This window comes from Advenella alkanexedens, assembly GCF_019132845.1.
In the GTDB taxonomy this organism is placed as follows: domain Bacteria; phylum Pseudomonadota; class Gammaproteobacteria; order Burkholderiales; family Burkholderiaceae_B; genus Advenella; species Advenella alkanexedens.
Map to the genome: position 1 here is coordinate 112,437 of NZ_JAHSPR010000006.1, position 22,224 is coordinate 134,660.

General features: G+C 51.0%; 22 protein-coding genes, 1 pseudogene and 1 riboswitch. Of the genes and pseudogenes, 10 read left to right on the forward strand and 13 right to left on the reverse strand.

Going from position 1 to position 22,224, the window contains the following annotated elements:
- The first annotated feature begins 111 nt into the window (after window positions 1-111).
- The 3 genes from KU392_RS09565 (at window position 112) to KU392_RS09575 (ending at window position 4,337) form a co-directional block, all read left to right on the forward strand.
- Entirely contained in the window at window positions 112-2,193 is a 2,082-nt protein-coding gene (locus KU392_RS09565; RefSeq protein ID WP_217735162.1) for a TonB-dependent receptor domain-containing protein, read from the forward strand.
- 104 nt (window positions 2,194-2,297) lie between these two features.
- Window positions 2,298-3,599 carry a class I SAM-dependent methyltransferase gene (locus KU392_RS09570; protein WP_217735163.1) on the forward strand — a complete coding sequence of 434 codons (1,302 nt, stop codon included), beginning with the start codon at window positions 2,298-2,300 and terminating at the stop codon, window positions 3,597-3,599.
- A 111-nt stretch (window positions 3,600-3,710) separates the two neighbouring features.
- On the forward strand, window positions 3,711-4,337 hold the full coding sequence (locus tag KU392_RS09575; RefSeq protein WP_217735164.1) for a P-loop nucleotide/nucleoside kinase family protein: 627 nt from the start codon (window positions 3,711-3,713) through the stop codon (window positions 4,335-4,337).
- A gap of 14 nt (window positions 4,338-4,351) precedes the next feature.
- Here KU392_RS09575 and KU392_RS09580 read toward each other — a convergent pair whose 3' ends face one another.
- Entirely contained in the window at window positions 4,352-5,281 is a 930-nt protein-coding gene (locus KU392_RS09580) for an AraC family transcriptional regulator (RefSeq protein WP_217735165.1), read from the reverse strand.
- 83 nt (window positions 5,282-5,364) lie between these two features.
- On the opposite strand from KU392_RS09580, the gene KU392_RS09585 reads away from it, so the two are divergent.
- Both KU392_RS09585 and KU392_RS09590 read left to right on the forward strand, forming a co-directional pair.
- Complete coding sequence (locus KU392_RS09585; RefSeq protein ID WP_169293737.1) at window positions 5,365-6,021, forward strand: protoglobin domain-containing protein; 657 nt, start codon at window positions 5,365-5,367, stop codon at window positions 6,019-6,021.
- A 13-nt stretch (window positions 6,022-6,034) separates the two neighbouring features.
- Window positions 6,035-6,517, forward strand: a complete 483-nt coding sequence (locus KU392_RS09590; RefSeq protein ID WP_169293736.1) for a redoxin domain-containing protein — start codon at window positions 6,035-6,037, stop codon at window positions 6,515-6,517.
- Window positions 6,518-6,581: 64 nt separating this feature from the next.
- Here KU392_RS09590 and thiM read toward each other — a convergent pair whose 3' ends face one another.
- Both thiM and KU392_RS09600 read right to left on the reverse strand, forming a co-directional pair.
- Window positions 6,582-7,415: a hydroxyethylthiazole kinase gene (gene thiM, locus KU392_RS09595; protein ID WP_169293735.1), complete on the reverse strand. Its 834-nt coding sequence runs from the start codon at window positions 7,413-7,415 to the stop codon at window positions 6,582-6,584.
- Between the two features lie 95 nt (window positions 7,416-7,510).
- The gene (locus tag KU392_RS09600) at window positions 7,511-8,110 is read right to left on the reverse strand and encodes a class I SAM-dependent methyltransferase (RefSeq protein WP_217735166.1); all 600 of its coding nucleotides are present in this window, start codon (window positions 8,108-8,110) and stop codon (window positions 7,511-7,513) included.
- Window positions 8,111-8,541: 431 nt separating this feature from the next.
- Between KU392_RS09600 and KU392_RS09605 the strand changes: the two genes are divergently transcribed.
- Both KU392_RS09605 and panD read left to right on the forward strand, forming a co-directional pair.
- Window positions 8,542-9,255 carry a TerC family protein gene (locus tag KU392_RS09605; protein ID WP_169293733.1) on the forward strand — a complete coding sequence of 238 codons (714 nt, stop codon included), beginning with the start codon at window positions 8,542-8,544 and terminating at the stop codon, window positions 9,253-9,255.
- A 316-nt stretch (window positions 9,256-9,571) separates the two neighbouring features.
- Window positions 9,572-9,955 (forward strand): aspartate 1-decarboxylase, encoded by a 384-nt coding sequence (panD, locus tag KU392_RS09610; protein WP_217735167.1) that lies wholly within the window; start codon window positions 9,572-9,574, stop codon window positions 9,953-9,955.
- A gap of 97 nt (window positions 9,956-10,052) precedes the next feature.
- Here the strand turns inward: panD and KU392_RS09615 are convergent.
- The 4 genes and pseudogenes from KU392_RS09615 to KU392_RS09630 all read right to left on the reverse strand — a co-directional run.
- Window positions 10,053-10,469, reverse strand: a pseudogene (locus tag KU392_RS09615) (RNA-guided endonuclease InsQ/TnpB family protein); the annotation flags it as partial.
- Between the two features lie 248 nt (window positions 10,470-10,717).
- The gene (locus KU392_RS09620) at window positions 10,718-11,677 is read right to left on the reverse strand and encodes a phosphatidate cytidylyltransferase (protein ID WP_246587413.1); all 960 of its coding nucleotides are present in this window, start codon (window positions 11,675-11,677) and stop codon (window positions 10,718-10,720) included.
- Window positions 11,678-11,700: 23 nt separating this feature from the next.
- A complete protein-coding gene (locus KU392_RS09625; RefSeq protein WP_217735168.1) occupies window positions 11,701-12,312 on the reverse strand; it encodes a lysophospholipid acyltransferase family protein in 612 nt (203 codons plus the stop codon).
- On the reverse strand, window positions 12,309-12,971 hold the full coding sequence (locus KU392_RS09630; protein ID WP_217735169.1) for a CDP-alcohol phosphatidyltransferase family protein: 663 nt from the start codon (window positions 12,969-12,971) through the stop codon (window positions 12,309-12,311). Before KU392_RS09630 ends, KU392_RS09625 begins: the two co-directional genes overlap by 4 nt.
- 599 nt (window positions 12,972-13,570) lie before the next feature.
- Here KU392_RS09630 and KU392_RS09635 point away from each other — a divergent pair.
- Window positions 13,571-13,732 (forward strand): hypothetical protein, encoded by a 162-nt coding sequence (locus tag KU392_RS09635; protein WP_217735170.1) that lies wholly within the window; start codon window positions 13,571-13,573, stop codon window positions 13,730-13,732.
- Window positions 13,733-13,855: 123 nt separating this feature from the next.
- On the opposite strand, the gene tenA is transcribed toward KU392_RS09635, so the two are convergent.
- From tenA to KU392_RS09665, 6 genes are all read right to left on the reverse strand, one after another.
- On the reverse strand, window positions 13,856-14,518 hold the full coding sequence (gene tenA / locus KU392_RS09640; protein ID WP_217735171.1) for a thiaminase II: 663 nt from the start codon (window positions 14,516-14,518) through the stop codon (window positions 13,856-13,858).
- 69 nt (window positions 14,519-14,587) lie between these two features.
- Window positions 14,588-15,544 (reverse strand): ABC transporter substrate-binding protein, encoded by a 957-nt coding sequence (locus KU392_RS09645; RefSeq protein ID WP_169293725.1) that lies wholly within the window; start codon window positions 15,542-15,544, stop codon window positions 14,588-14,590.
- 64 nt (window positions 15,545-15,608) lie between these two features.
- On the reverse strand, window positions 15,609-16,361 hold the full coding sequence (locus tag KU392_RS09650) for an ABC transporter permease (RefSeq protein WP_217735172.1): 753 nt from the start codon (window positions 16,359-16,361) through the stop codon (window positions 15,609-15,611).
- Window positions 16,358-17,107, reverse strand: coding sequence for an ABC transporter ATP-binding protein (locus tag KU392_RS09655; RefSeq protein WP_217735173.1), 750 nt, complete (start codon window positions 17,105-17,107; stop codon window positions 16,358-16,360). Before KU392_RS09655 ends, KU392_RS09650 begins: the two co-directional genes overlap by 4 nt.
- A 100-nt stretch (window positions 17,108-17,207) precedes the next feature.
- Window positions 17,208-17,308: riboswitch (TPP riboswitch) on the reverse strand.
- A 36-nt stretch (window positions 17,309-17,344) separates the two neighbouring features.
- Window positions 17,345-18,541, reverse strand: coding sequence for an acetate/propionate family kinase (locus KU392_RS09660; protein WP_217735174.1), 1,197 nt, complete (start codon window positions 18,539-18,541; stop codon window positions 17,345-17,347).
- Window positions 18,542-18,558: 17 nt separating this feature from the next.
- Window positions 18,559-19,497 carry a phosphate acetyltransferase gene (locus tag KU392_RS09665; protein ID WP_169293717.1) on the reverse strand — a complete coding sequence of 313 codons (939 nt, stop codon included), beginning with the start codon at window positions 19,495-19,497 and terminating at the stop codon, window positions 18,559-18,561.
- A 237-nt stretch (window positions 19,498-19,734) separates the two neighbouring features.
- Between KU392_RS09665 and KU392_RS09670 the strand changes: the two genes are divergently transcribed.
- Window positions 19,735-21,426 (forward strand): SulP family inorganic anion transporter, encoded by a 1,692-nt coding sequence (locus KU392_RS09670; RefSeq protein WP_246587421.1) that lies wholly within the window; start codon window positions 19,735-19,737, stop codon window positions 21,424-21,426.
- 19 nt (window positions 21,427-21,445) lie between these two features.
- Window positions 21,446-22,222, forward strand: a complete 777-nt coding sequence (locus tag KU392_RS09675) for an NRDE family protein (RefSeq protein ID WP_169293714.1) — start codon at window positions 21,446-21,448, stop codon at window positions 22,220-22,222.
- The last annotated feature ends 2 nt before the right edge of the window (window positions 22,223-22,224 follow it).

Genomic DNA, 22,224 nt, shown 5'->3' on the forward strand with positions numbered 1-22,224 from the left:
CAAACCATTTTCCAGATAAATCTTTACACTTTTTTAATTACTATGTTATATAATTAATGATAATCATTATCAATATTAATCTTAAATACATTGAGCTTCCGCATTCATAACATGAGTCATACACAAAACTCCAGGCTGTCCGCCTCTTTCAAACTGAACCGTTTGGCCAGTGCCATTTTGTTGGCAACGGCCGCCACCTCTTCTTACGCACAGGACAACAGCACCATTGATGACATGGCTGCTGTTGAGCTTGAGACCATCTTCGCCTCTGCCAGCAGTGTTGAAAGCGAAATTCGTGATGCGCCTGCCAGCGTCAGTGTGATTACCCGTAAGGAACTGGACCGTAAACCCACTGCCAGTATTGCCGAAGTGCTTGGCACGATTCCCGGTGTAACCGGTGGTTTTGCCCCTGCCGGTGCAGGTTCAAAAATCGCTTTTCGCGGCATGCCCGACAAATACACCCTGATTCTGGTTGACGGCAAACGTATCGGCGGCTCCAACCTGCTTGGACATCGCCCTGACACCATTCCCCAGGACCTTGACTGGCTGTCGCCCGATGCCATTGACAGAATCGAAGTCGTGCGCGGCGCCATGTCCACCCTGTACGGTTCTGAAGCCATGGGCGGGGTCATTAACATTATTACCCGCAAAATCGATAACGTCTGGAGCGGTTCACTCACGAACAGCCTGAGCGTGCCCGACTCTGGCAAATCCGGCGACACCAACTCTCACAGCTTTAATATTGGCGGCCCGATTACAGAAAGCCTGGGCATCCGGCTGGGCGGCAGCTATACCAACCGTGAACCCGATACAGGTCCCCGTGGTTCCAGTGGCTCGGCCAACCAGAACATGAATGCCAAACTCAACTGGCAACTGAATGAAAATCACAGCTTCTATCTGGATGGCTCCGTAGGGCGCAACAAGGCTGAAGAGTTCCCCGACCTGACGCAACGTGAAGCCCAAGACGGCGTTACCAGTGAAATTTTTGGCTCTGACATGCGCCACACCTATTTTGGCATTGGGCACGAAGGCCGTTTCGGTGAAATCCGCACTAAACTGGATCTGTACGCCAACAGCTATGAGAACAAGGGCGAAGGCGATCAATTGGGCGCAAAATCCAAAGAACATGTTGCCGATTTCAAGGTTGACATGCCCTTTAGCACGGCTGGCGTGGAACACTGGCTAACCGTAGGTGCCCAATACAAACGGGAAGAAGTTGAAAACCCCAGCAATATTGGCAATATCCTTAGCGTCCTGCTGCCGGGTGGTGATACCATCACCGCCGATAAACACCCCAAAGGCTGGGCATGGTCACTGTTTGTTGAAGACCAGATTTTCCTGCGGGACGACCTGATCCTGACCTTGGGGGTACGTGGTGACAAGTCAGACGAATTTGATTTGCATGTCAGCCCGCGCGGATACCTGGTTTATCATCCTACCGAGTCATGGACCATCAAAGGTGGCGTTTCAAAAGGCTTTCGTGCCCCCAACCTGAAAGAGCGTTCTCTCACCTCTGGCACCTCTTCCATGGGCATGGGTTGTACTTCACTGCGTCCTTTGGGCTATACCGGCGGCCAGTGCTACATGATTGGCAATCCAGACCTGAAACCTGAAGTCAGCACCAACTATGAGCTGGGTATTGCTTTTGACCAAGCCGGTTACTCGTTTGACCTGACCTACTTCCACAGCAAAATCAAAGATATGATCCAAAATGGCTTTCTGGGTAATATCAACGGCACCTGGTACACCCAGCAATTCAATATTGAAGAAGGAGAAACCGCCGGCCTGGAAGCCTCATTTGGCCTTCCCATTACAGACGGCTTAAGACTGAGCGGCAATGCCACTTACATGATCAAGTCCAAAAACAAAACCACCGGTAGCTGGCTGAACATGACACCCAAATGGACCGCCAATGCCCTGCTTGACTGGCAAGCCACAGAAAAACTGTCCACCTATGCATCGGTACAGTATATTGGCAAACAACTTTATACCCCACCCGTAGACTATACAGGGAGCAACCATTTTGCCTATGCAAACACCACACTTGATATCGGCGTTAACTATGCCGTTAACAAAAACCTGACTTTGCGTGCCGGCATTCAAAACCTGACCAATAATATCGCCAGAACCGATGACGATTACGGTGACGGAAATGGTCGTACCTACTACATGGGTGTGACTGCCCGCTTCTAACCTTAAAACCGCTTTTACAACCGGGAACTTCGGATATGCCCCCGAGGTTCCCCTTGTTTTTAGCGATATGTTTTCCTACTTCACAACCCATCAAGAAGCCAATAATGCAACACCGTGACGGTTATATCATTGATGTTTCCTATCCTCTTCATTTTCACAAGGAAATGCAGCCGATATGGCTATGCCACACCATACAGACATTAGGCTGTGCCGTTCCGGATATCAGTAAACCTTACCGCTATTGCGAGTTGGGCTGTGGGCCTGGCCTCAACCTGCTGGTTGCCGCGGCCTGCAACCCTGCCGGACAATTCACCGGCATTGATTTCAACAAAAAGCATATTGCCAGCGCCCAGGCATTGGCAAAAACGCTGAACATTGAAAACATCCGTTTTATTGAAGCCAGTTTCGATGATTTTGCCGCAAACAATAGCGGAAAATTTGATTTTATCGTCAGCCACGGCACATGGTCATGGCTGCCACCCAAGGCCCAGGCCGGCATTCTTCAACTGATTTACCAATCACTTGAGCCGCAAGGCCTGGTGTACCTGCACTACATGTGTTACCCCGGTGCCGCCCGCCTGACTGCCCTGCAAAAAGTGCTTTATGAGGCCGCCAAAATAACCAAGGGCGATTCGGTACAAGGCATCCAGAACGGCATGACACTGCTGCGCACATTGGCCAACAAAGGGGCAGGCCTGTTCGTGGACAACCCCGAAATCCAAAAAGAATTGCAAGCACTTGAAAAAGAATTGCCTGCCTATCTGGCACACGAGTTCCTGACTGATTACTGGCACCCCCAACATTCTGCCGACCTGCACCGTATTATCAGCCAGACAGGAGTCAGCTTCATCGGCAGCGCCAATGGCTTTGAGAATATGGATACCCTGTCTATCCCTGGCAATCTCCAACCAATCCTGAAAAACCTGCCCGGCCAGGCACTGCGGGAAACCGTCAAGGATATGGCTCGCAACCAGCACCAGCGGCAGGATGTTTTTCAATCAAGCCCCCAGACACTGGATGTTGAAAAACACCTCGACCTGATGGACAAAACCGTTTTCAAGGCACTGCCCAACATGCCTGCACCGGGTTCACTTGAATTCAAAACCCCGATTGGCATCATTCCCGGGCCTGCGGATTTATTTTCACCCTTGCTGACCGCCTTGAAAAAAGGCCCACAGTCCTTTCAGGCATTACGCCAGCTGGCTCCATTCCAGGCAGAGCCGGGCCTGCTGCTACAGGCCCTGGCCATGTTAATGTGGGCCGATTATGCCCACCCCATCCGCCCTGAACAGCAGCCAACGCCTGCTGCGGCAAACCTGCAAGCCTGGTTGAACAGTCAACAACTGCCTTTGCGGCTATTGCCCGAATGCGGCACGGCAAGCATGACGCAGACCAGCCAGCATTAGCCGTATTGGCAAATTCATCAGCACATCAAGCTGCAAGACTTATAATTGCTTTTGACCGGTACAAATTGCCGGATTATTGAACATTTACACTGTCTTGCTTAAAGGAGACTCATGTCTGCCCCTTGCGCGCTTTTCATTCTGGGTCATGCCGGTACCGGAAAATCGGTACTGACCACTCGTTTTATCCAGCGACAGCTGCAACAACAACGCACATGGTGCGTTCTTGACAAAGATACCGTCGGCGAATACTGGACTGGCCCTTTCCTGGAGGCTTTCGGCCAGGACCCGAATGACCGGGACAGCCCTTTTTTCAAGGAAAAAATACGTGACCTGCAATATAAAAGCACCCTGCTGATTGGCAAAGAACAACTGGAACTGGGCCTAAATGTGGTATTTCCCGGGCCCTGGAGCCGGGAACTGGCTTCAGGTGCCCTGTTTTCCGCGCAAGCCTTGGGCCTGCCGGCCAATACAAGCCTGCGTCATGTCTGGCTTGACCTGCCCCACCCGGTTCGTAAAGCACGCATCATTCAGCGGGCAGACCCGCGTGACCATTGGAAGCTGCAAAATTGGGAAGCCTATATTCAGTCATTAAAAAAACCGCCAGCGGTTGAACAGGGAAAAATACCGGTACTTGATGCCAGTGCTTCACCCGATGCGCTTTTGAATACACTGGAAACCTTGCTGCAAAACCCGCCGGGCAACCTGACACCCCGGGACACGGTTATGCAAAAAACATAACTGGCCCTTACCCCTTAATACCCAGACATAAACACAGCAGGGGCAGACTGCATTTGAGCCCATTGGCGCGGCGACATGCCAAAACGCTGGCTAAAAGCCCTTGATAGAGAAGAAGCGCTGGAAAATTCCAGCTCCATCGCTATCAGCTTAAGCGGACGCTTGTCCCTGATCATGGTGCACGCCAGCGTCAGCCGCCAATCGGCCAGATAAGCAGCGGGCGTCATACCAGTCACCTGCCTGAAAGCAGCGGCAAATGCGCTGCGTGACATGGCGGCCGTTTGCGCCATAGACGCCAGTGACCAAGGCTTGCCGGGTGACTGATGCAAGGCAACCAGTGTTTTTGCCAACCGGGCATCTGCCAACCCCAGAATCAATCCACGGGAAACACCTACTTTATGGGGGTGGTCCAGGATCCAGCGTAACAACTGGATCAAAACCACCTCAAAAAGACGATTGGCAATCAAGCGGGAACCACAATGCATTTTTTCAGTTTCAGCGAACAGCAAATCAAGGGCAGGCTGTAAACCGGCCACTTCCCGCAAGGGCACCCAGACTACAGGCGGTAAGGCAGCCACAAACGGATTTCGCTCTCCGCCATCAAAATCCAAAGTGGCGCAAGTGAAATCAGACCCTTCTTCGGGCGGATTGACAAACACATGAGCCAGGGGCCGCGTATACAGCAGCAAGGACGGCTCATTCAGCGCCAATACGGGCTCCACCCCCTGCATGGCAGGATGCCTTACCTGCATGCTTCCCCTGCGCAGGACATGCAGAAACGCTCTCCCGGGTATCGCATCAAACGTATTGGTGCCACACAAGAGACCCGAATGGAACAAGCTGGCCTGCACCCTGAAGTGCGCCAGCAATCCCGACAGGCGATCAACAGAAGGCGCTGGGCTCTGATGCTGCAAACTGGACGATAAGTTAACTTTTCTGGATTTCATGCCACCTATTATCCAGAACAAAGGCGCATCATACAAGCAACCGTGATTCAAACGCCGTATAAATTACACGCCAGGAGACCGTCATGAAACCCTTTCAATTCATTCTGCTTAGTGCCACCGCCGGCATCATTCAGTCATCAACAGCTGCCGCCCAAGAAGCAATTCCCGGTTATGCCTATGGACAGCCAACACTTGCCCAGGCCCCCTACACGGCGAGCGATCTGGCAGCACTGCAAAAAACCATGCTTTTTAGCGATGAAGACATTCAGGCATTGCGGCAAAGCAAAGCGATCCTGGCTGACCAGACCGATGCCATTCTGGATGTCTGGTACGGTTTTGTGGCCTCCACCCCGGAGCTGCTGGTTTATTTCAGTGATGCCAAAACCGGACAGGCAGACCCTGCCTATCTGGCCGCCGTGCGCAAGCGTTTTGCCCAATGGATTCTGGATACGGCAGACGCCCGGTTTGACCAGGACTGGCTGAACTGGCAATATGAAATCGGCCTGCGCCATACCCACCACAAGAAAAACAAAACCGATGGTGCCAGCAGCGTTCCACAGGTACACTTTAGATATTTGGTTGGGTTAACCATCCCCATTACCACCACCCTTAAACCATTCCTGGGTAATAAGGGCGCCTCTGCCGAAGAAGTTGAAAAAATGCATGCGGCCTGGGTCAAGGCGGTTTTATTGCAGGTCATCCTCTGGAGCCAGCCCTACATCAGGGAAGGCGCTTTCTGAACAGGGCAACGGTATGAACAAAAGTTATTTTCCAATCCAGGAATGGCATGTATCGCAGTGGTTCAATACACCGCAACCACTGCAACTGGCCGACCTGCGCGGTCATGTCGTGATGATTCACACCTTCCAGATGCTATGCCCGGGTTGCGTGCTGCATGCCATTCCACAAGCGGCAAAAGTACACCAGGCCCTGGCTGCCGAAGGCTTGAAAGTGATTGGCCTGCACACGGTTTTTGAACATCACGAGGCCATGCAGCCACATGCCCTTGAAGCCTTCATTCACGAATTCCGCCTGCGCTTTCCCATTGGTGTAGATGCCCCCTCTACCCACAACCCGATTCCACAAACCATGGCGCAATGGGGCTTGCAAGGCACCCCAAGCCTACTTATCCTGGATAAACAGGGGCATGTCCGGCTAAACCATTTCGGCCAGATTGATGACCTGGTTTTAGGAGCCACGCTGGGACGCTTGCTGGCCGAGAATATAGAAAACTAATGGCTATGGGAAATTAATAGTTTAAACAGGTTAAAGTTATTCACGGACTGTTTATCCACAACCATCAACCTGTCAGTCTTGCCCGCCCGGCCAGCCGGGCGGCCGTCAAATGATAGGCGGCATCAATGATCCGGTTGCGATAGCTGGCATTGCCTTCCTGCGGTTGCAAATTCCCGTAGGCAATTTCACCTGCGATACCCATACACAACACCCCTGCCAGCGCAGCAAAAAAGGCATCGTCGGTCACTGACAGAAAAGCCCCCACAAGGGAACTGCACATGCAGCCCGTCCCGGTTACCCGCGCCATTTCAGGCCGGCCATTTTCTATAAAACAGGTACGCTTGCCATCAGAAACAATATCAACCGCCCCCGTCACCGCAAGCGTTGTGTTCAGTTTACGGGCGGTATTTTCAATAAATATCCGTGTTTCCTGTTGAAGCGCATTACCGTCAAACACCGCCGTAGCATCAACCCCCCGGGTTTTTTCATCCAGTCCGGCCAATACCCGTATTTCTGACAGATTGCCGCGAATGACAGAAAAGCGGGCCTGCTGCAACAATTGACGTACCGTTTCTGTCCGGTAGGGCGTGGCCCCCGCCCCCACCGGATCCAGGACCAGCGGGATTCCTTTTGCATTGGCCTGTTTGGCGGCGGCGTGCATGGCAGCCACCGTTGCCTCATTCAAGGTGCCCGTATTAATGACCAGGGCAGCGGCAATTGACACCATATCCCTGACTTCATGAATGCTGTCCGCCATGACCGGCGAAGCCCCGATGGCCAGGGTCATGTTGGCGCAGTCATTCACCGTCACATAATTGGTAATATGATGAACCAGTGGGGTACTGGCACGGACCTTGTCCAGTAAAGTTCCAATGTCGGTTTTCAGCTGATGCCGCATTTTTTCTCCGGATACGCACAAAATAAGGCCTGTTTAATACAAGCCTTATTTTACTACTGTACAAAAAATATCCGTCAATATCCATACAACCCGGTTTACGTCTTGCGGGCAATAAACTGAACCACGGCTCCCTTGCCGGTATGAAGCTTACCTTCATGAATGTCCCGTACACACTCCTTGCTGACAAGAAGTGAATATGACGCAAACGCCTGTTCCAGCTCTTCTTTGCTTACCAGCATGTCTACATTACCAGGGCCACCGGTTCGGTACTCAAGCTGCTCAGGCGTATACAGTTCAGCCAGCAGAACGCCTTCAGGCTTGAGTGTTTTACGGATTTGCTCATACAGAAAAGGCCGGTTTGCCGAAGGCAAATGACAAAAAACCATGATAACCGCATCATATTCAGCCTCGGGTAACTCATGAGTCGTGAGATCGGCATGAATCGTGTGTACCCGGGTCTGCTTCAGGGCAGCCAGCTGGCGGGTTTTATCAAGGCCGGCCTGCGCATAATCCAGTGCCCAGACCTGATTGCCCTGTTGGGCCAGAAAAACCGCATTGCGCCCTTCCCCCTCGCCAAGACATAAAATCTTTTGAGGCATTGCCAGCGTATTGAACAAATCCCTGTTCTCTTTCAGGAAATCATTGGGTTCAGTACCGTATACGTACTCTTCACCTGAAAAACGCTCATTCCACATGCAAACTCCCGATCCAATTAAACTGCCAATTATCGTAACATGTATTTCGCGTTCACCATTCAGCAACATTCATTAATAACGACACGGGGTTTACCATGATTTATGCAATTACTTCTTGACTTCGCTCAAGCTTCCCATATAATTACGCAAATCAAGGGGAGTAGCTTTCTTCCGCCGCATCGTCATTTCGATTGTTTGTCTATAACGCAAGCGTCCGGTGCCCGGGCAACATGCCAAATGTTGCAAGCAAGACCTTGCCATTACGGGCAAGGTACGTCTTCTCTATTTAAGATGGCCTGTGTCCTGATGGATCAGGCCTTTTTGTTTTTTTTGTCCGGTACATTCCCCTTTTATTCATAAGGAAACCGCTCAAAAAGACTCAAGCCAGATCCGTTTCTCTTTCCAATTTCTGTTATTTCAAAGGGTAACTGATGCTTGAATTTTTACAAACACTCAGCTGGGCAGCCGTCTTTCAGATTATTCTGATTGATATTCTGCTTGGTGGCGACAATGCCGTGGTTATCGCCCTGGCCTGTCGCAACCTTCCTAAAAAACAGCGCATGCAAGGTATTTTATGGGGTACCGCTGGCGCAATCGGCCTGCGGGTTGTCCTGATTGCCTTCGCCCTGACCTTGCTCAGCATTCCTTTCCTGAAAATTGTCGGTGCCCTGTTACTGGTATGGGTTGGCGTTAAGTTGCTGATTCCCGAAGACGATGCCCATGGCAATATCGAAGGCAGCACGTCGATTATGTCTGCCGTCAAAACCATTATCGTGGCTGACTTCGTGATGAGTCTGGATAACGTTATCGCCATTGCCGGTGCCGCCCAAACCGCCAACCCCGACCATCAGATTGGCCTGGTCATCTTCGGTCTGGTCGTCAGTGTACCTATCATTATCTGGGGCAGCACGATCGTCTTGAAACTGATCGACAAATTCCCATGGGTCGTTACCTTTGGCGCTGCGTTACTGGGCTGGATTGCCGGTGGCATGCTGTTGACCGATATTTTCATCGTGGAAAGAATTGGCGAGCCTTCAGGCATGCTGAAACTGACTGCTGAAGTGATTGGTGCAGTCACTATCGTTGCGCTGGGCAAATTTTTTGCCAGCCGCAAACTCAAATCAAGTGCCAACGCCGAAGCTTAAGTTAACAGGCCGGTCTGGCGGCAGTCAGCCAGCCCCCGGCCTTTAGGCAAACAGTCAAACATAAAAACCGGGCAAGTGAAAATTTCATTTGCCCGTTTTTTTTAAGCTGACGCAATTTAACTGAAAATTTTCTGCCATTATGCCTGACAGACCCAAAAAATTGCTCAGCAAATCATATAATTAGCCCTGTCCAATTTATATTTGCACTCCCCCTCCCCTCATTATCATTAAGATTTTCCCTCCACAGGGGGCACCATGCATCTATATTTTTCAACAAATACCGCAGTATTGTGTTTTGTATAAAGGTAACAAACAAATGTTTCGAATGATGATGAATAGCAAAATTCACCGCGCTCAAGTGACCGAGGCGAATTTGGACTATGTCGGCTCTGTAACCATCGACCAGGACATCCTGGACGCCGTTGGCATGCTGGCCAATGAAAAGGTGCATATTGTCAATAACAATAACGGTGCCCGTCTTGAAACCTATATTATCCCCGGCAAGCGGGGCAGTGGCGTGATTTGCCTTAATGGTGCGGCAGCCCGCCTGGTTCAGAAAGGCGATATTGTCATTATCATGTCTTATGTTTATGTTGATGCCAAGGAAGCCGAAACCCATCAACCCAAAGTGGCCATCATGGGTAAAAACAACCGCATCAAGGAAATTATCGGGGCTGAACCCGAAGCCACCATTATGTAGTTTTGTTTTTCATGGCCTGGGAACACACTGCATTGCATTGCCTGGCCAGTTGCACTTGACATCCTCGCCCACCTGAAGGAGGGCGATTCCTACGGCGCTAAACAAGGGCGACCCCCTGTCTAGTCGCTTCGGCGGATTCCTGCTTCGCTGGACGGTCTGACTGCACCCTTCCTCCACAGGCCAACACGGCATGCCCTGCCGCTAAGATATTGATCGCGCCGACCAAATCGGCGTTTTCCTCAAATCCACACTCGATGCAGGCAAAGCGGGCTTGCGTCTGGCGATTGTCTGCCGGCGGAACTCGAACCAGCCCTGATCGAGAATCGACTGGTTGAGGCCCGACTTGGCCTTGACGTTGCGCCCCGGCGCTTCCGCACTTCCCGCGACGGATATTGCCGATCTTCTGGTGGCACTTCGTGACTTTGGTTTTTGCCTTCTTCCAGTTGTTGCTGAATTTCGTTTTACGCGACATGGCTCGTTGATAACGAGCCAGCCGCCCTTGCTGGACACGGTAATGTTCTTCGGCCTGCCCTGTTCGGCGGCTTCGCCTAAAGGTTGCAGCGCAACCAAATCACTTGGACGAGGTTTGTCGCGCATTCCGATCAAATATCAAAACCCTTTTTATTTTCCCATGCACGCCTGATGAACTACCCACAACCTCTTTAGCCGGACATCATGTCCGTTTTTTATCCTGCAAGACGGCTGTACAGATTATCCAAACTTAAATTAAAAAGGCTATTTATTTTATAATATTTAAGTTTTTCAGGGAACAAAAGCGAAACGGGTCAAGTGAAAGAAAACCGGTGCGGCAAACACAACGGAATCCAGCCTGTCAAGCACCCCCCCATGCCCTGAAATCAGATAACCCCAGTCTTTGGTACCTATACTTCTTTTAATGGCAGACAGGGAAAGGCCGCCCAGAAAACCGCAGGCCACAATAATGAATGACAGGAACGCGGCCTGCAAGAGGGTGAACGGTGTTATCCACCACAACGCGGTACCGGCCGCAATGGCCAAAAACCCGCCTCCCATAAGACCTTCAACGGTTTTTGAAGGGCTGACATTGGGTGCAACTCTGGTTTTACCAAACAGTTTGCCAACAATGTATTGGAAAATATCACTTAATTGAACCACCAGCAAAAGGTACATTAACAATAGCAGATTTTGCCCCTCATAACCGGGAATCGGCAAAAGCATTAAGGCCGGTGCATAGCTTAAGCAATAAACCGTCAGCATCAGCCCCCACTGGATTTTGGCAACACGGGAAATAAAGGCATCGGTGTCACCGGACAAGGCCGTAACGGCCGGCAACAGCAAAAAACCATAAACGGGTAAACACATCACAAAAAGCCCGTACCAGTCTGCACCAATCAGCCAGTATTGCAGGGGAATGGCAATATAAAAACAGATACACAACGCCCAGTGATCACCTTTGCGGGTGGGCGTCAGGGTAATGAACTCACGCAGCGCGAAAAATGACAGCAAGGCATACAGCACCAGGGTGGCCACTTTTCCAATAACAAAGCAGCCAACCAGGACAGCAACCATGATCCACCATGCCCTGATCCGGTCATTCAAATTGCGTATGACTTCAGTATTGTTTTTCCGGGCCAGGTATTGCCCGATACTACTGGCCACGACGAGTAACAAAATAAGCCCAGCCAAAATCCACCAGAATTTAATGGGGGCCTGGGTAATTACGGTTGAAATGAAACTGTCCAATTTACTTGCTCCTGATGCCGGGTTCAGTCCATTGTTATTTCAGTGGGCGCCAAGGCAATGACCGCCTCCCTGGCTCTTTGCAGGAAGGCCGCTTTACCTTCGTTTTCTATGGCTTCAAGTGCCGCGCCATATGTAACCGTACATGCCAGGGGAACCGGAATCAGACTTCCCTTTGGCAGACAGCGCCGAGTATTATCCAGATAAACAGGAATCAGCTCCACCGTCTTGAACTTTTGGGACAAATAATAAAGCCCGGACTTGAACGGGGCCGGCAAAGGCAAAAAATGACGAGTACCTTCCGGAAAGATAATCAGGGAATCGCCGTTTTCCAGTGCCTCGTATAAAGGTGCCAAAGGGTCGCCCGACTGTTTATCACGGGAAATAAACACGACATTTAAGCCCTGCGTGGCAATATGCCGTCGAGCACCAGCTTTGTCCCAATAGTCACGGGCGGCTACCGGACGCGTGGTTTTACGTAATTCAGCCGGTAAGGAAGACCAGATGGCCAGGGTGTCCAGGTGACTGGTGTGGTTGGCAAAATATATACGCTGCCGGTTTTGCGGCTGGCTTGCCTGCCAGCGTGGCAAAGCGCCAATCAGAAAACGGGTGGTGAATGAAAGCAAAGAAGATATCATGCCTGGCTCCTGCGATTTTCCAGTTCAGCGGCGATATCTTTGGTGCGGGTATAGCAGGTAATGAACGAGCCCACGGCAATAACACCGCTGGCCAGTATCAGGCAGTATTGTGTAGACCAAAAGTGATATTCAATGGCCCCCAACAGACAGGCTGCAGTCAAGACAGCCATTCTGTGCTGTTTGGCCATGGGACCGCGAAAACTTTGCGGTAAACCCAGGCTGCCACCAAAAACACGGATATAAGCCGTTAAGGCTGACAGCAAGGCGCCCAACCAGCCTAACCATGAAATATGGATGGCATAGCCCAGAGACACAATCAGTAAGGTATCAGCGACCCGGTCGGGGAATTCATTGAATATTTCCCCGGTTGCTGTTTTTTTACCCCCTTCAAGCGCCACCATTCCGTCCAACAAATTGCACATTAACCGTAGCTGTATGCCCACTGCGCATAAGACCAATCCGTATATACCCGGCCAAAAAAGTAAAGCCAGGGCACCGATGGCGGCAAATAAAATGCTGAGGCAGGAAATCTGGTTAGGTGTGGGAAACGACTTCCTGGCCAGAAAAGAGACAAGGCCAATGACCAGACGGTTGTGACGACTGGCAATAGGCCGGCGGTTTTCTGCCGCATCGGCTTGTAATGATGAATGTTTATCCATGACTTAACCCATAATAGTTTTAAAAATTATCATCCCAAGCAATCGTTAAAGCAACTGCCAAATAGAGCAATAGCATGATATCTTTGCACAAACCCGAAAAAATTCTCACATTATCAACGCCCCATCCCTGTTTAATCTCCCGCCGGGAAAAAACAATCCGTGCGTGATAACCCTCTGGGGAAACATCTACGCCCGGAACGGAACTTGACGATGATTCACCCCTCCCTCATGAGAGAAAACCGTTTAAAACACACCCTGGCAGTGTTTTTAAAAAAGTCATAAAATCATTAAAAATCAATAACCTAAGCCATTATTCAAAATAACTTGCTTGATTTTCAAAAATGAGATATACTTGGCTAAATCGCCAAATAATAAGTCAATAAAACCAAGCACTTATGGCGATTTGTTATATAACTATATTAAAAACCGGCAATCTCTCCATTCGAGCTTGCAAAAAAAACCGGCAATCATAAAACTGCAATAAAAACAGGTTACTCTATAAGCGCTGCCCTGTTTTGCAGTAAAAAATCGAGAGCAAATCCGAGACGTTTGCTCACACCAAAGCATTATCAACAATTATTTTTATAAAGAGAAAAAATATGAAACTATTAACCAGACTTCGTGAGGAATTTTCTACTCACAACGCAAACGAAAGCAAAAACAACGCTGAAAAAAATACCCAGCACAGTTACCAGCGCGTCAATAATGGCATGCCTTTTCTGGCATCCAATCGCCTGTCCAAATCAAAAACCCTGAATTAACCTGAACTTAACATCAGGTGTGCCACCCAAGGCCACCTGTGACTGTCAAATAAAAGAGGCATGCATTGGCATGCCTCTTTGCTTTTGTGGGTTTGACTCACCTATCCGTACGTTCAGGCACACTTACACCAAACACTTTAAGCCCATGTCCCAAAAAGCGACCTCCATGCGGGTTGCCGTGCCAAAGGTTTTTTTAACCCGATCCAACCAGACATCAGGCAAGTCGGCACATAAACGCTCCAACACTTCTTTTTCCGTTTTAATGGCATCCTGAAACGCCTGTCCTGCATACATCTCTATCCAGTTACGGTAAGGGTTGCCTTCCAGTTTGGTAAACGGCTGCTGCATCAGCCAGGTACCAATTTCGGCGTAGCCCATCATGCAAGGGGCCAATGCCGCATGCAATTCAGCCAGGTCGCCACTTAAGCCACGATCCAGCACAAAGCGCGTATACGCCACACAGGCCGAGGATTCTTTTTCCTGCAGCAACTGTTCTTCACTAATGCCCCACTGCCGGCAATAATCAATATGCAGCCCTATTTCCAGGTCAAGCAGGGCGTTAATGCCCGCCTGCCCGTAACGCATGTCTGCAAAGTTGTCGCTTTTGTATACGGCCAGCGCCCAGGCACGGGTAAACTGGATCAGGAACAGGTAGTCCTGTTTAAGGTAATGCCTGAAACTTTCAGCCGGCAAGGTTCCCGCCCCCAGCTGGCGCACAAACTCATGCCGGGTATAGGCTTGCCAGTCTTGGGCACAAGATTGCTTTAACTGCTCAAAAAAAGACATTTCCAAAAACTCCCGTTATCTAACAAAATAAAGTTTATTACCAAGCAAGACTATAAAAAATCAAAACCGTCAGGGCTCAATCGCATAATCAGCCAGCGTAGGCACCTGGTTTTTAATCAGGCCCTGCTCTTGCATGAAGCGGGCAAAGGTCTCATAACGCCGCTGGCCAAGTGCGCCAGGCTGCAAGGCAAAACGGGGCAAGGTATCTTTCCAGGCCCGGCGGTTAAGTTCATTATCCAATTCCTTTGACTTATAGTCTTTGAAAACCGTCCAGGCCTCATCAGGATGGTTCACGATATACTGCACCGCTTTTTCCAAAGCCACATTAAAACGGCGGTATTTTTCATGGTCACGATCTTTGTTGTTAACCACCATAATCAACTCATCGTAAGCAGGAACACCCTCTTCTTCGACATAAAACGCATGACCGGGATGATTTTCAATATCAAGCTGGTTCAGCTCGAAATTCCGGAACGCGCCCACCACGGCATCCACCTTGCCGGTAATCAAAGAGGGAGACAGTGACCAGTTCACATTGACCAGTTCCACATCATCAAAAGTCAGGCCTTTTTCCTTGAGCATGACTTTTAACAGAATGTCCTCAAAGCCCCCTACTGAAAACCCCACTTTCTTGCCTTTCAGGTCGGCAATCGAGTTGATATTGCTGCTTTTAAGGGTCACCAGGGTATTCAGGGGCGTGGCAATCAGTGTGGCCACTCGTGTCAGGGGCAGACCTTCATCAATTTGCATATGCAACTGGGGCTGGTAAGTAACCGCCATATCCGCCTTGCCAGCCGCCACCAGCTTGGGGGGCATGGATGGGTCTGCCGGTTCCTGGATATCAACTTCCAGACCCTGTTCGGCAAAATAACCCTTCTTTTCAGCAATCACGATGGGTGCATGGTCGGGGTTCACAAACCAGTCCAGCAATAACGTGACCTTATCTTCAGCCAATGCCTGCGCACTGACCAGCAGGCTTAAGGCACATGCGGCCAGCCATTTTTTTCCTGCAATTGAATTTTTCATATTTTCCTGATCTCCCTGATCTTGCTCATTAATCTTTCCAACCATTGATGAAAACCAAAATAAATTATGTCGTCCAGTAAATCAATTTCCGTAATAGGTAATCCACACTGAAATACAGCAATAATGCCAAACAGGCCAGCACAATCAGCGAAGCAAACACGGTATCGACCTGCATGCGGGCATTGGCATGCAGCATGAGATAACCCAGGCCACTGCTGGAGCCCACCCATTCGCCAATGACCGCTCCGATGGGCGCAACTGTTGCGGCCACCCGCAGGCCCGATGCCAATGACGGCAGGGCGGCTGGCAAACGGATTTGCCACAATACCTGCGCGGGACTGGCCCCCATGGTTTGCGCCAATTGCAGCCAGTCACGGGACGTGCGCTGCAGGCCGTCGTAACAGGCCGATGTCACCGGAAAAAAAATCACCAGGGCAGCCATCACCACTTTGGAGGCCATGCCATAGCCCAACCAGATCATTAAAATGGGTGCAAGGGCAAAAACGGGAATGGCCTGGCTGACAATAAGCACCGGCAATAACCATGTCCTGAATGAACGGGACCATTGCAACAGCATGGCACTGGCAAAGCCCAGCAGGCAGCCCAGCCCCATGCCCATGATGATTTCCGCCATGGTTACCAAAGCATGCTCGCCAATCAGGGAGCGCTGTTCCCACAGGGCATTCAAGACCCGAAGCGGGCCCGGCAAAATAAAATGCGGCGCGTTGCTCAGCCATACAATGGCCTGCCACAAAGCCAGCAAACCGGCGATAATCAGCAACAGGCGCAAGCCGGGTGAAGTTTTGTGAATATTCATGGTACCGGTGTCTCCTGGTCTTTTTGCAGATAAGCCAGTAATTGCCCCTGCCAGGATAAAATTTGCGCATTATCCAGGCCACGCGGTGCCGGTGTATCAATGGCAAACATCATTTTCAATACCACCGGCCGTTCTGTCATGACCCAGACCTGCCCGCTTAAACGTAAAGCCTCAAGCGGATCATGGGTAATCAACAGCACGGTTTTACCCTGCAACAGGGTAGCCGCAAGGTCTTGCAATTGAAGCCGGGTAATTGCATCCAGCGCCGAGAAAGGTTCATCCATTAACACCACGGGCTTGTCTTCCATCAAGGTCCGGGCCAGTGCCACACGCTGGCGCTGGCCTCCCGATAAATGCTCGGGCATGCTTTGTGCCATGGCACCCAGGCCAACCCGTTCAAGCATGGCCTTGGCACGCACCTGATCTGGCACTGACACCTGCTTGCGCAAGCGTGCACCCAGCAACACATTTTGCTGTACCGTGAGCCAGGGCAACAAGGCATCGCGCTGACCCATCCAGGCCACCCTGCCCTGCAAGGGTTGTCCATCACTGGCATTAATATGACCGCTCAGTGCCGTGCCGCTTAATAGGCCGGCAATGCTTTGCAGCAGGCTGCTTTTGCCCACGCCCGAACGACCCAGAATACTATGCCAGCAAGCCCCCTTGAAATGCGCATTCAATTGGCTGAACAGCGGTTTGCCTGCATAGCCCAGGCCAATATCGTGCAGGCTGATTCCGGGTGACATGAATGGAAGGGACTCCTTTTGTATGGCAATTAATAATTGTTCTGATCAATGCGCACGGGACAAAAGAAGAAGATAAAGGCCACACCGGCCCGAACAGGTCTGTAGCCGGCATCTTATTTCCTCCGCCAGTACGAACTGGATCAGGTTCACGGGTGTTTTCTCAGCCTTGCCATCATTAACAAGGCACCCCGACAAGATGCTTGGCAGTCTAGCGTATTATAAGGAAACTGTCCAATCTCACGTTACACAGTATGGGTCGCGAATCAGGGCCAGGGTTTGCTGCGCAATCACCCGCTCTTCATTGGTGGGAATAATATAAACGCCAATTTTGCTTTCAGGGGTACTGATGCAGGCCTGGTTGCTTTCATTAAGAACCGGGTCAATGCTGACCCCCAGCCAGGCCAAATGCTGGCATACATCACGACGAACCAGCGCGCTGTTTTCCCCAATGCCGGCAGTAAACACCAGCGCGTCCAGCCCCTGGATGGCAGTCAGCAATCCGGTAATGCCTTTGGCAATATGGTAAGTAAAATAGGACAGGGCCAGCCTGGCACGCGGATCAGGGTTGTCCTGCAAATCCCGTATATCTGAGCTGATGCCTGAAAGCCCCTTCAGGCCTGACTCTTTATACAGCAGGTGCTGGATTTCATCATGGGTCATACCCTGCTCCAGCATCCACAATACCACCCCTGCATCCATCTGCCCGCAGCGGGTACTCATGGGCAAACCATCCAATGCGGTAAAGCCCATGGTTGACTCCTGACTGCGGCCATCTACCATGGCGCAGGCCGATGCACCCGAGCCCAGATGGGCCACCACCACCCTGCCGGCCACCACATCCGGGTAGTCCTGCCGCATTTTCCCGGCAATGTAATCGTAAGACAAACCATGAAAGCCGTAGCGGCGAATGCCTTCTTTATAATAAAACTGCGGCAAGGCAAAACGGTCTGCCACCTCGGGCTTGGAGCGGTGAAAAGCGGTATCAAAGCATGCCACCTGCCTGATATGCGGCCAGTTTTCGAAAATGACATGAACCGGCTCAAGGTTGTTGCGCTGGTGCAAGGGAGCCAGCGATACCAGGGCATCCAGCTTTTTCAGCACCTCATCATCAACCATGACACTGTGATCGTAATCAGGCCCGCCATGCACGATACGGTGCCCCACGGCCAAGGGTTCTTTGGTTATGACCGTACCCAGCCAATCGCCAACCACCCGCTGGGAAAGCTGCAGGTTTTGTGCCTGTTCCGGCAGCAAGGCCTGTTCCACCAGCACTTTTTGATGCCTGTCCTTAACCTTGAAAGACGGCTGCCTGCCCCCAATGCCCGACACCTGCCCGCCAAAAGAAAACTCAAGCGTATTCATGCCATCGGTTTCATAAACATGGAACTTCAAACTTGAACTTCCCGCATTCATGACTAAAATTGTATCTTGCATATATTCAACCCGCCTTTTTATTTGCCAATGGCCCTGTTTTTAACCAGGCTGTCAGCATACACCGCCGCAACCGCACAAGAAGCCAAACGGGTTCGCTCGCTGTCAGCCCGGCTGGTCAGGATAATAGGTACCCGCGCACCCAGCACGATACCGGCCGCATCGGCACCTGACAAAAACGTTAAGTTCTTGACCAGCATATTGCCGGCTTCCAGATCGGGCACCACCAGAATCTGGGCATGTCCGGCCACCGGAGACTGGATGCCCTTGATGGCGGCCGCTTCAGGGCTGATGGCATTATCCATGGCCAACGGACCATCCAGGATACCGCCCTTGATTTGCCCGCGATCGGCCATTTTGCACAGGGCGGCGGCATCAATCGTGCTTTGCATTTTTTCATTGATTTGTTCGACAGCCGATAAAATCGCCACCCGTGGGGTATCCAGACCCAGTGCCAGATGCAGGTCAATGGCATTGCGGATAATATCGGCCTTTTCACACAGGGTGGGAAAAATATTAATTGCGCCATCAGTAATGAAAAGCAGTTTGTCGTAACGGGGGACATCCATGACAAACACATGGCTGATACGGCGTTCGGTACGCAAGCCACCGTTATAACACAGCACCGAATGCAGTAGCTCATCACTATGCAGGCTGCCTTTCATCATCAGTGTTGCCCTGCCTGCCTGCACCTCGGCAACCGCGGCATCGGCCGAGGCATGGCTGTGTTCGGTATTAATAATTTGCAAACCGCCAATATCCAAATCATGTTCCCGGGCAACCTGACGGATCCGCTCTTCGGGACCCACCAGAACGGGCGTAAACAGATTTAACTTGCCTGCCTGTACGGCACTGGACAATGAAACTTCATCACAGGGATGAACAACCACACAGACATGCTTTTCTTCAAGGCCGATGGCCGTATTGACCAATGCCTGAAAACGATCATTTTGACTCATACAAGATTTCCTTTACGCTTCCTGGCACACTAACCATGCCGGGCATCAACATCACACTTCAAAACACAATTTAGTTAATTATGAAACATTTTCATTACAATACCAATGATTAAGGCATATACCTACTGATTTTTCACATTGAACATGGCAAAACACAATCAAGCCCCCATTCCGTCACCCCCATCCTCAGGCGTCCTGCCTTCCCGCAAGGATGACGCTACTGGCCTGCTATCGTGGATGCCCGGACTGTACACACTGCTTAACTATCGCAGGCAATGGCTCAGGCATGACCTGGCGGCCGGTCTCGTACTGACCACGGTTCTGATCCCCATTGGCATTGGCTATTCAGTGGCTGCCGGATTGCCCGGCATTTATGGCCTATATGCCACGATTATTCCCCTGCTGGTTTACGCCATTTTCGGGCCCAGCCGCCTAATGGTCATCGGCCCGGACTCCGCCCTGGCAGGCATCATTTTTGCCATTATTGTACCTATGGCTGCAGGAAATCCCGAACGGCTGATTACACTGGCCAGTACCTTGGCCATTTTTTCAGGACTGATCATCATCCTGGTCAGCCTTCTGAAACTCGGGTTTATTACCGAACTGATTTCCAAGCCAATTCGTTATGGCTACATGAACGGGATCGCACTGACCGTCCTGGTTGGCCAGACACCCGCTTTAATAGGCATTTCAACAGACGCAAGCGATATTTTTGCCAAACTGCAAGCGATTTGGCTGTCGCTGCTCAAAACCGAGACCAACAAGCTCTCACTGCTCATCGGTCTTGCTTCACTGATTTTACTGCTGATTATCAAACGCTTCAGGCGTTTTCCAGGCCCCTTGGTGGTCCTGACCCTGGCAACCATCGTGGTGGCGTACTTCGAGCTTGACCGGCATGGCGTGACAATCCTGGGCAATTTGCCTGGAGGATTGCCCTCATTCACGATTCCCGTGATCAGCTATGATGACCTGATACCCCTGCTTTTGGGGGCTGGGGCAATTGCCCTGTTATCCAGCTCCCAGACCAGTATTTTGTCCCGCACCTATGCCGCCAAATACAATCGTTACATCAACCCCAACAAGGAGTTCTTCGGGCTTGGAATTGCCAATTTGTTCACCGGTTTTTTTCAAGGCTTCCCCATCAGCAGCAGCGCCTCGCGCACGCCTGTCTCTGAAGCCGCAGGCTCAAAAACCCAATTGGCCTGCATAACCGGTGCCATCATCGTAGGCTCACTTCTGCTCTGGGCACCTGATCTGCTGTATTTTCTGCCTGCTCCAACCCTGGCCGCTGTTGTGATCACGTCAATAATCAGTATTTTCGAGTTTAAAGATCTCAAGCGCATTTACCGCATTCAACCATGGGAGTTCTGGCTCTCTATGGTTTGCTTTGCCGGTGTTGCGGTATTCGGCGTTTTACCGGGTATCGGCATAGCTGTCGCCATCGCCATCCTGGAATACTTATGGAACGGCTGGCGGCCGCATTACGCCATTCTTGGCCGGGTTGACCATCTCAAGGGTTATCACGACATCAGCCGCCACCCGACGGCCCGCCTCATCCCGGGCCTGGTCCTGTTCCGCTGGGATGCACCACTGTTTTTTGCCAATGCCGAACTTTTCCATCACTGCGTCCTGGATACCATTGCCAAGTCCCAGCACCCGGTTCAACGCGTTGTTATTACCTCAGAACCGGTTACCAGTGTTGATGTCACCTCTGCCGACATGCTGATTGAACTGGACGAGCAGCTCAAGGCGGCCGGCATTGAACTGTGCTTTGCTGAAATGAAAGACCCGGTCAGGGACAAGTTGCGCAAATTCGGCCTGTCGGCACGTTTTGGCAATGAGCGTTTTTTCCCGACGATCGGCCAGGCCGTCAATGGCTATTTAAACGCCTACATTGTTGAATGGATAGACTGGGAAGATAAAGTCTGATAACCACTGGAAATATTTTATGTGCATTGCCTATTTATCTATCAGAAAGCATCCCGAATGGCCCTTGTTCATTGCAGCCAACCGGGACGAATTTCACCAGCGCAAGGCATTGGCAGCCGCTCGATGGCACAGCAATCCGGCCATTATTGCCGGAATCGACAGCGAAGCGGGCGGAACCTGGCTGGGCATCAATACCAACGGCCGTTTTGCCCTGCTGACCAATTACCGCGATGTCAACACTATCGTCCCCGGGGCACCAAGCCGTGGTCATCTGGTAAGTGAATTTCTGCAAACCAATACGCCATCCGTGGAATATGCAAGCAACATTTTGAGCCGGGCAGCACAATACAATGCTTTCAACCTGGTCGTGGGCAACCCACAGAAAAGCATGTATATCAGCAATCGCAGCCACCAGATCGAACCGGCCGAACTGCAGCCGGGCAGTCATGTCCTGTCCAACCATTTAATGGACACACCATGGCCCAAGGCCGAACGGCTGCGCAAGGCGCTGGACAGCATTGAGCTTGATTTTCTACCCGACCAATTACCCGAAATTTTTGATATTTTGCGTGACAATACCCGCGCTGCCGACAACGATTTACCCAATACCGGGTTATCGCTGGAGCGCGAACGACTGCTCAGCAGCCCGTTTATTGTCAGCCCCGACTATGGCACCCGCTGTTCAACCATTATTGCCGTACATAAAAGTGGCCAGGCCCTGTTTAGCGAAATGACTTACAACCCCATGGGTGAAGCCGTCAGCCAGAATAAATTTGATTTTTTCATTCAAACCTAAGG

What these genes read in the sequence shown, in the direction of transcription:
- KU392_RS09565 (WP_217735162.1), top strand. Translation starts at nt 112, where the DNA reads ATGAGTCATACACAAAACTCCAGGCTGTCCGCCTCTTTCAAACTGAAC.
- KU392_RS09570 (WP_217735163.1), top strand. Translation starts at nt 2,298, where the DNA reads ATGCAACACCGTGACGGTTATATCATTGATGTTTCCTATCCTCTTCAT.
- KU392_RS09575 (WP_217735164.1), top strand. Translation starts at nt 3,711, where the DNA reads ATGTCTGCCCCTTGCGCGCTTTTCATTCTGGGTCATGCCGGTACCGGA.
- KU392_RS09580 (WP_217735165.1), bottom strand. Translation starts at nt 5,281, where the DNA reads ATGAAATCCAGAAAAGTTAACTTATCGTCCAGTTTGCAGCATCAGAGC.
- KU392_RS09585 (WP_169293737.1), top strand. Translation starts at nt 5,365, where the DNA reads ATGAAACCCTTTCAATTCATTCTGCTTAGTGCCACCGCCGGCATCATT.
- KU392_RS09590 (WP_169293736.1), top strand. Translation starts at nt 6,035, where the DNA reads ATGAACAAAAGTTATTTTCCAATCCAGGAATGGCATGTATCGCAGTGG.
- thiM (WP_169293735.1), bottom strand. Translation starts at nt 7,415, where the DNA reads ATGCGGCATCAGCTGAAAACCGACATTGGAACTTTACTGGACAAGGTC.
- KU392_RS09600 (WP_217735166.1), bottom strand. Translation starts at nt 8,110, where the DNA reads ATGTGGAATGAGCGTTTTTCAGGTGAAGAGTACGTATACGGTACTGAA.
- KU392_RS09605 (WP_169293733.1), top strand. Translation starts at nt 8,542, where the DNA reads ATGCTTGAATTTTTACAAACACTCAGCTGGGCAGCCGTCTTTCAGATT.
- panD (WP_217735167.1), top strand. Translation starts at nt 9,572, where the DNA reads ATGTTTCGAATGATGATGAATAGCAAAATTCACCGCGCTCAAGTGACC.
- KU392_RS09625 (WP_217735168.1), bottom strand. Translation starts at nt 12,312, where the DNA reads ATGATATCTTCTTTGCTTTCATTCACCACCCGTTTTCTGATTGGCGCT.
- KU392_RS09630 (WP_217735169.1), bottom strand. Translation starts at nt 12,971, where the DNA reads ATGGATAAACATTCATCATTACAAGCCGATGCGGCAGAAAACCGCCGG.
- KU392_RS09635 (WP_217735170.1), top strand. Translation starts at nt 13,571, where the DNA reads ATGAAACTATTAACCAGACTTCGTGAGGAATTTTCTACTCACAACGCA.
- tenA (WP_217735171.1), bottom strand. Translation starts at nt 14,518, where the DNA reads ATGTCTTTTTTTGAGCAGTTAAAGCAATCTTGTGCCCAAGACTGGCAA.
- KU392_RS09645 (WP_169293725.1), bottom strand. Translation starts at nt 15,544, where the DNA reads ATGAAAAATTCAATTGCAGGAAAAAAATGGCTGGCCGCATGTGCCTTA.
- KU392_RS09650 (WP_217735172.1), bottom strand. Translation starts at nt 16,361, where the DNA reads ATGAATATTCACAAAACTTCACCCGGCTTGCGCCTGTTGCTGATTATC.
- KU392_RS09655 (WP_217735173.1), bottom strand. Translation starts at nt 17,107, where the DNA reads ATGTCACCCGGAATCAGCCTGCACGATATTGGCCTGGGCTATGCAGGC.
- KU392_RS09660 (WP_217735174.1), bottom strand. Translation starts at nt 18,541, where the DNA reads ATGCAAGATACAATTTTAGTCATGAATGCGGGAAGTTCAAGTTTGAAG.
- KU392_RS09665 (WP_169293717.1), bottom strand. Translation starts at nt 19,497, where the DNA reads ATGAGTCAAAATGATCGTTTTCAGGCATTGGTCAATACGGCCATCGGC.
- KU392_RS09670 (WP_246587421.1), top strand. Translation starts at nt 19,735, where the DNA reads ATGCCCGGACTGTACACACTGCTTAACTATCGCAGGCAATGGCTCAGG.
- KU392_RS09675 (WP_169293714.1), top strand. Translation starts at nt 21,446, where the DNA reads ATGTGCATTGCCTATTTATCTATCAGAAAGCATCCCGAATGGCCCTTG.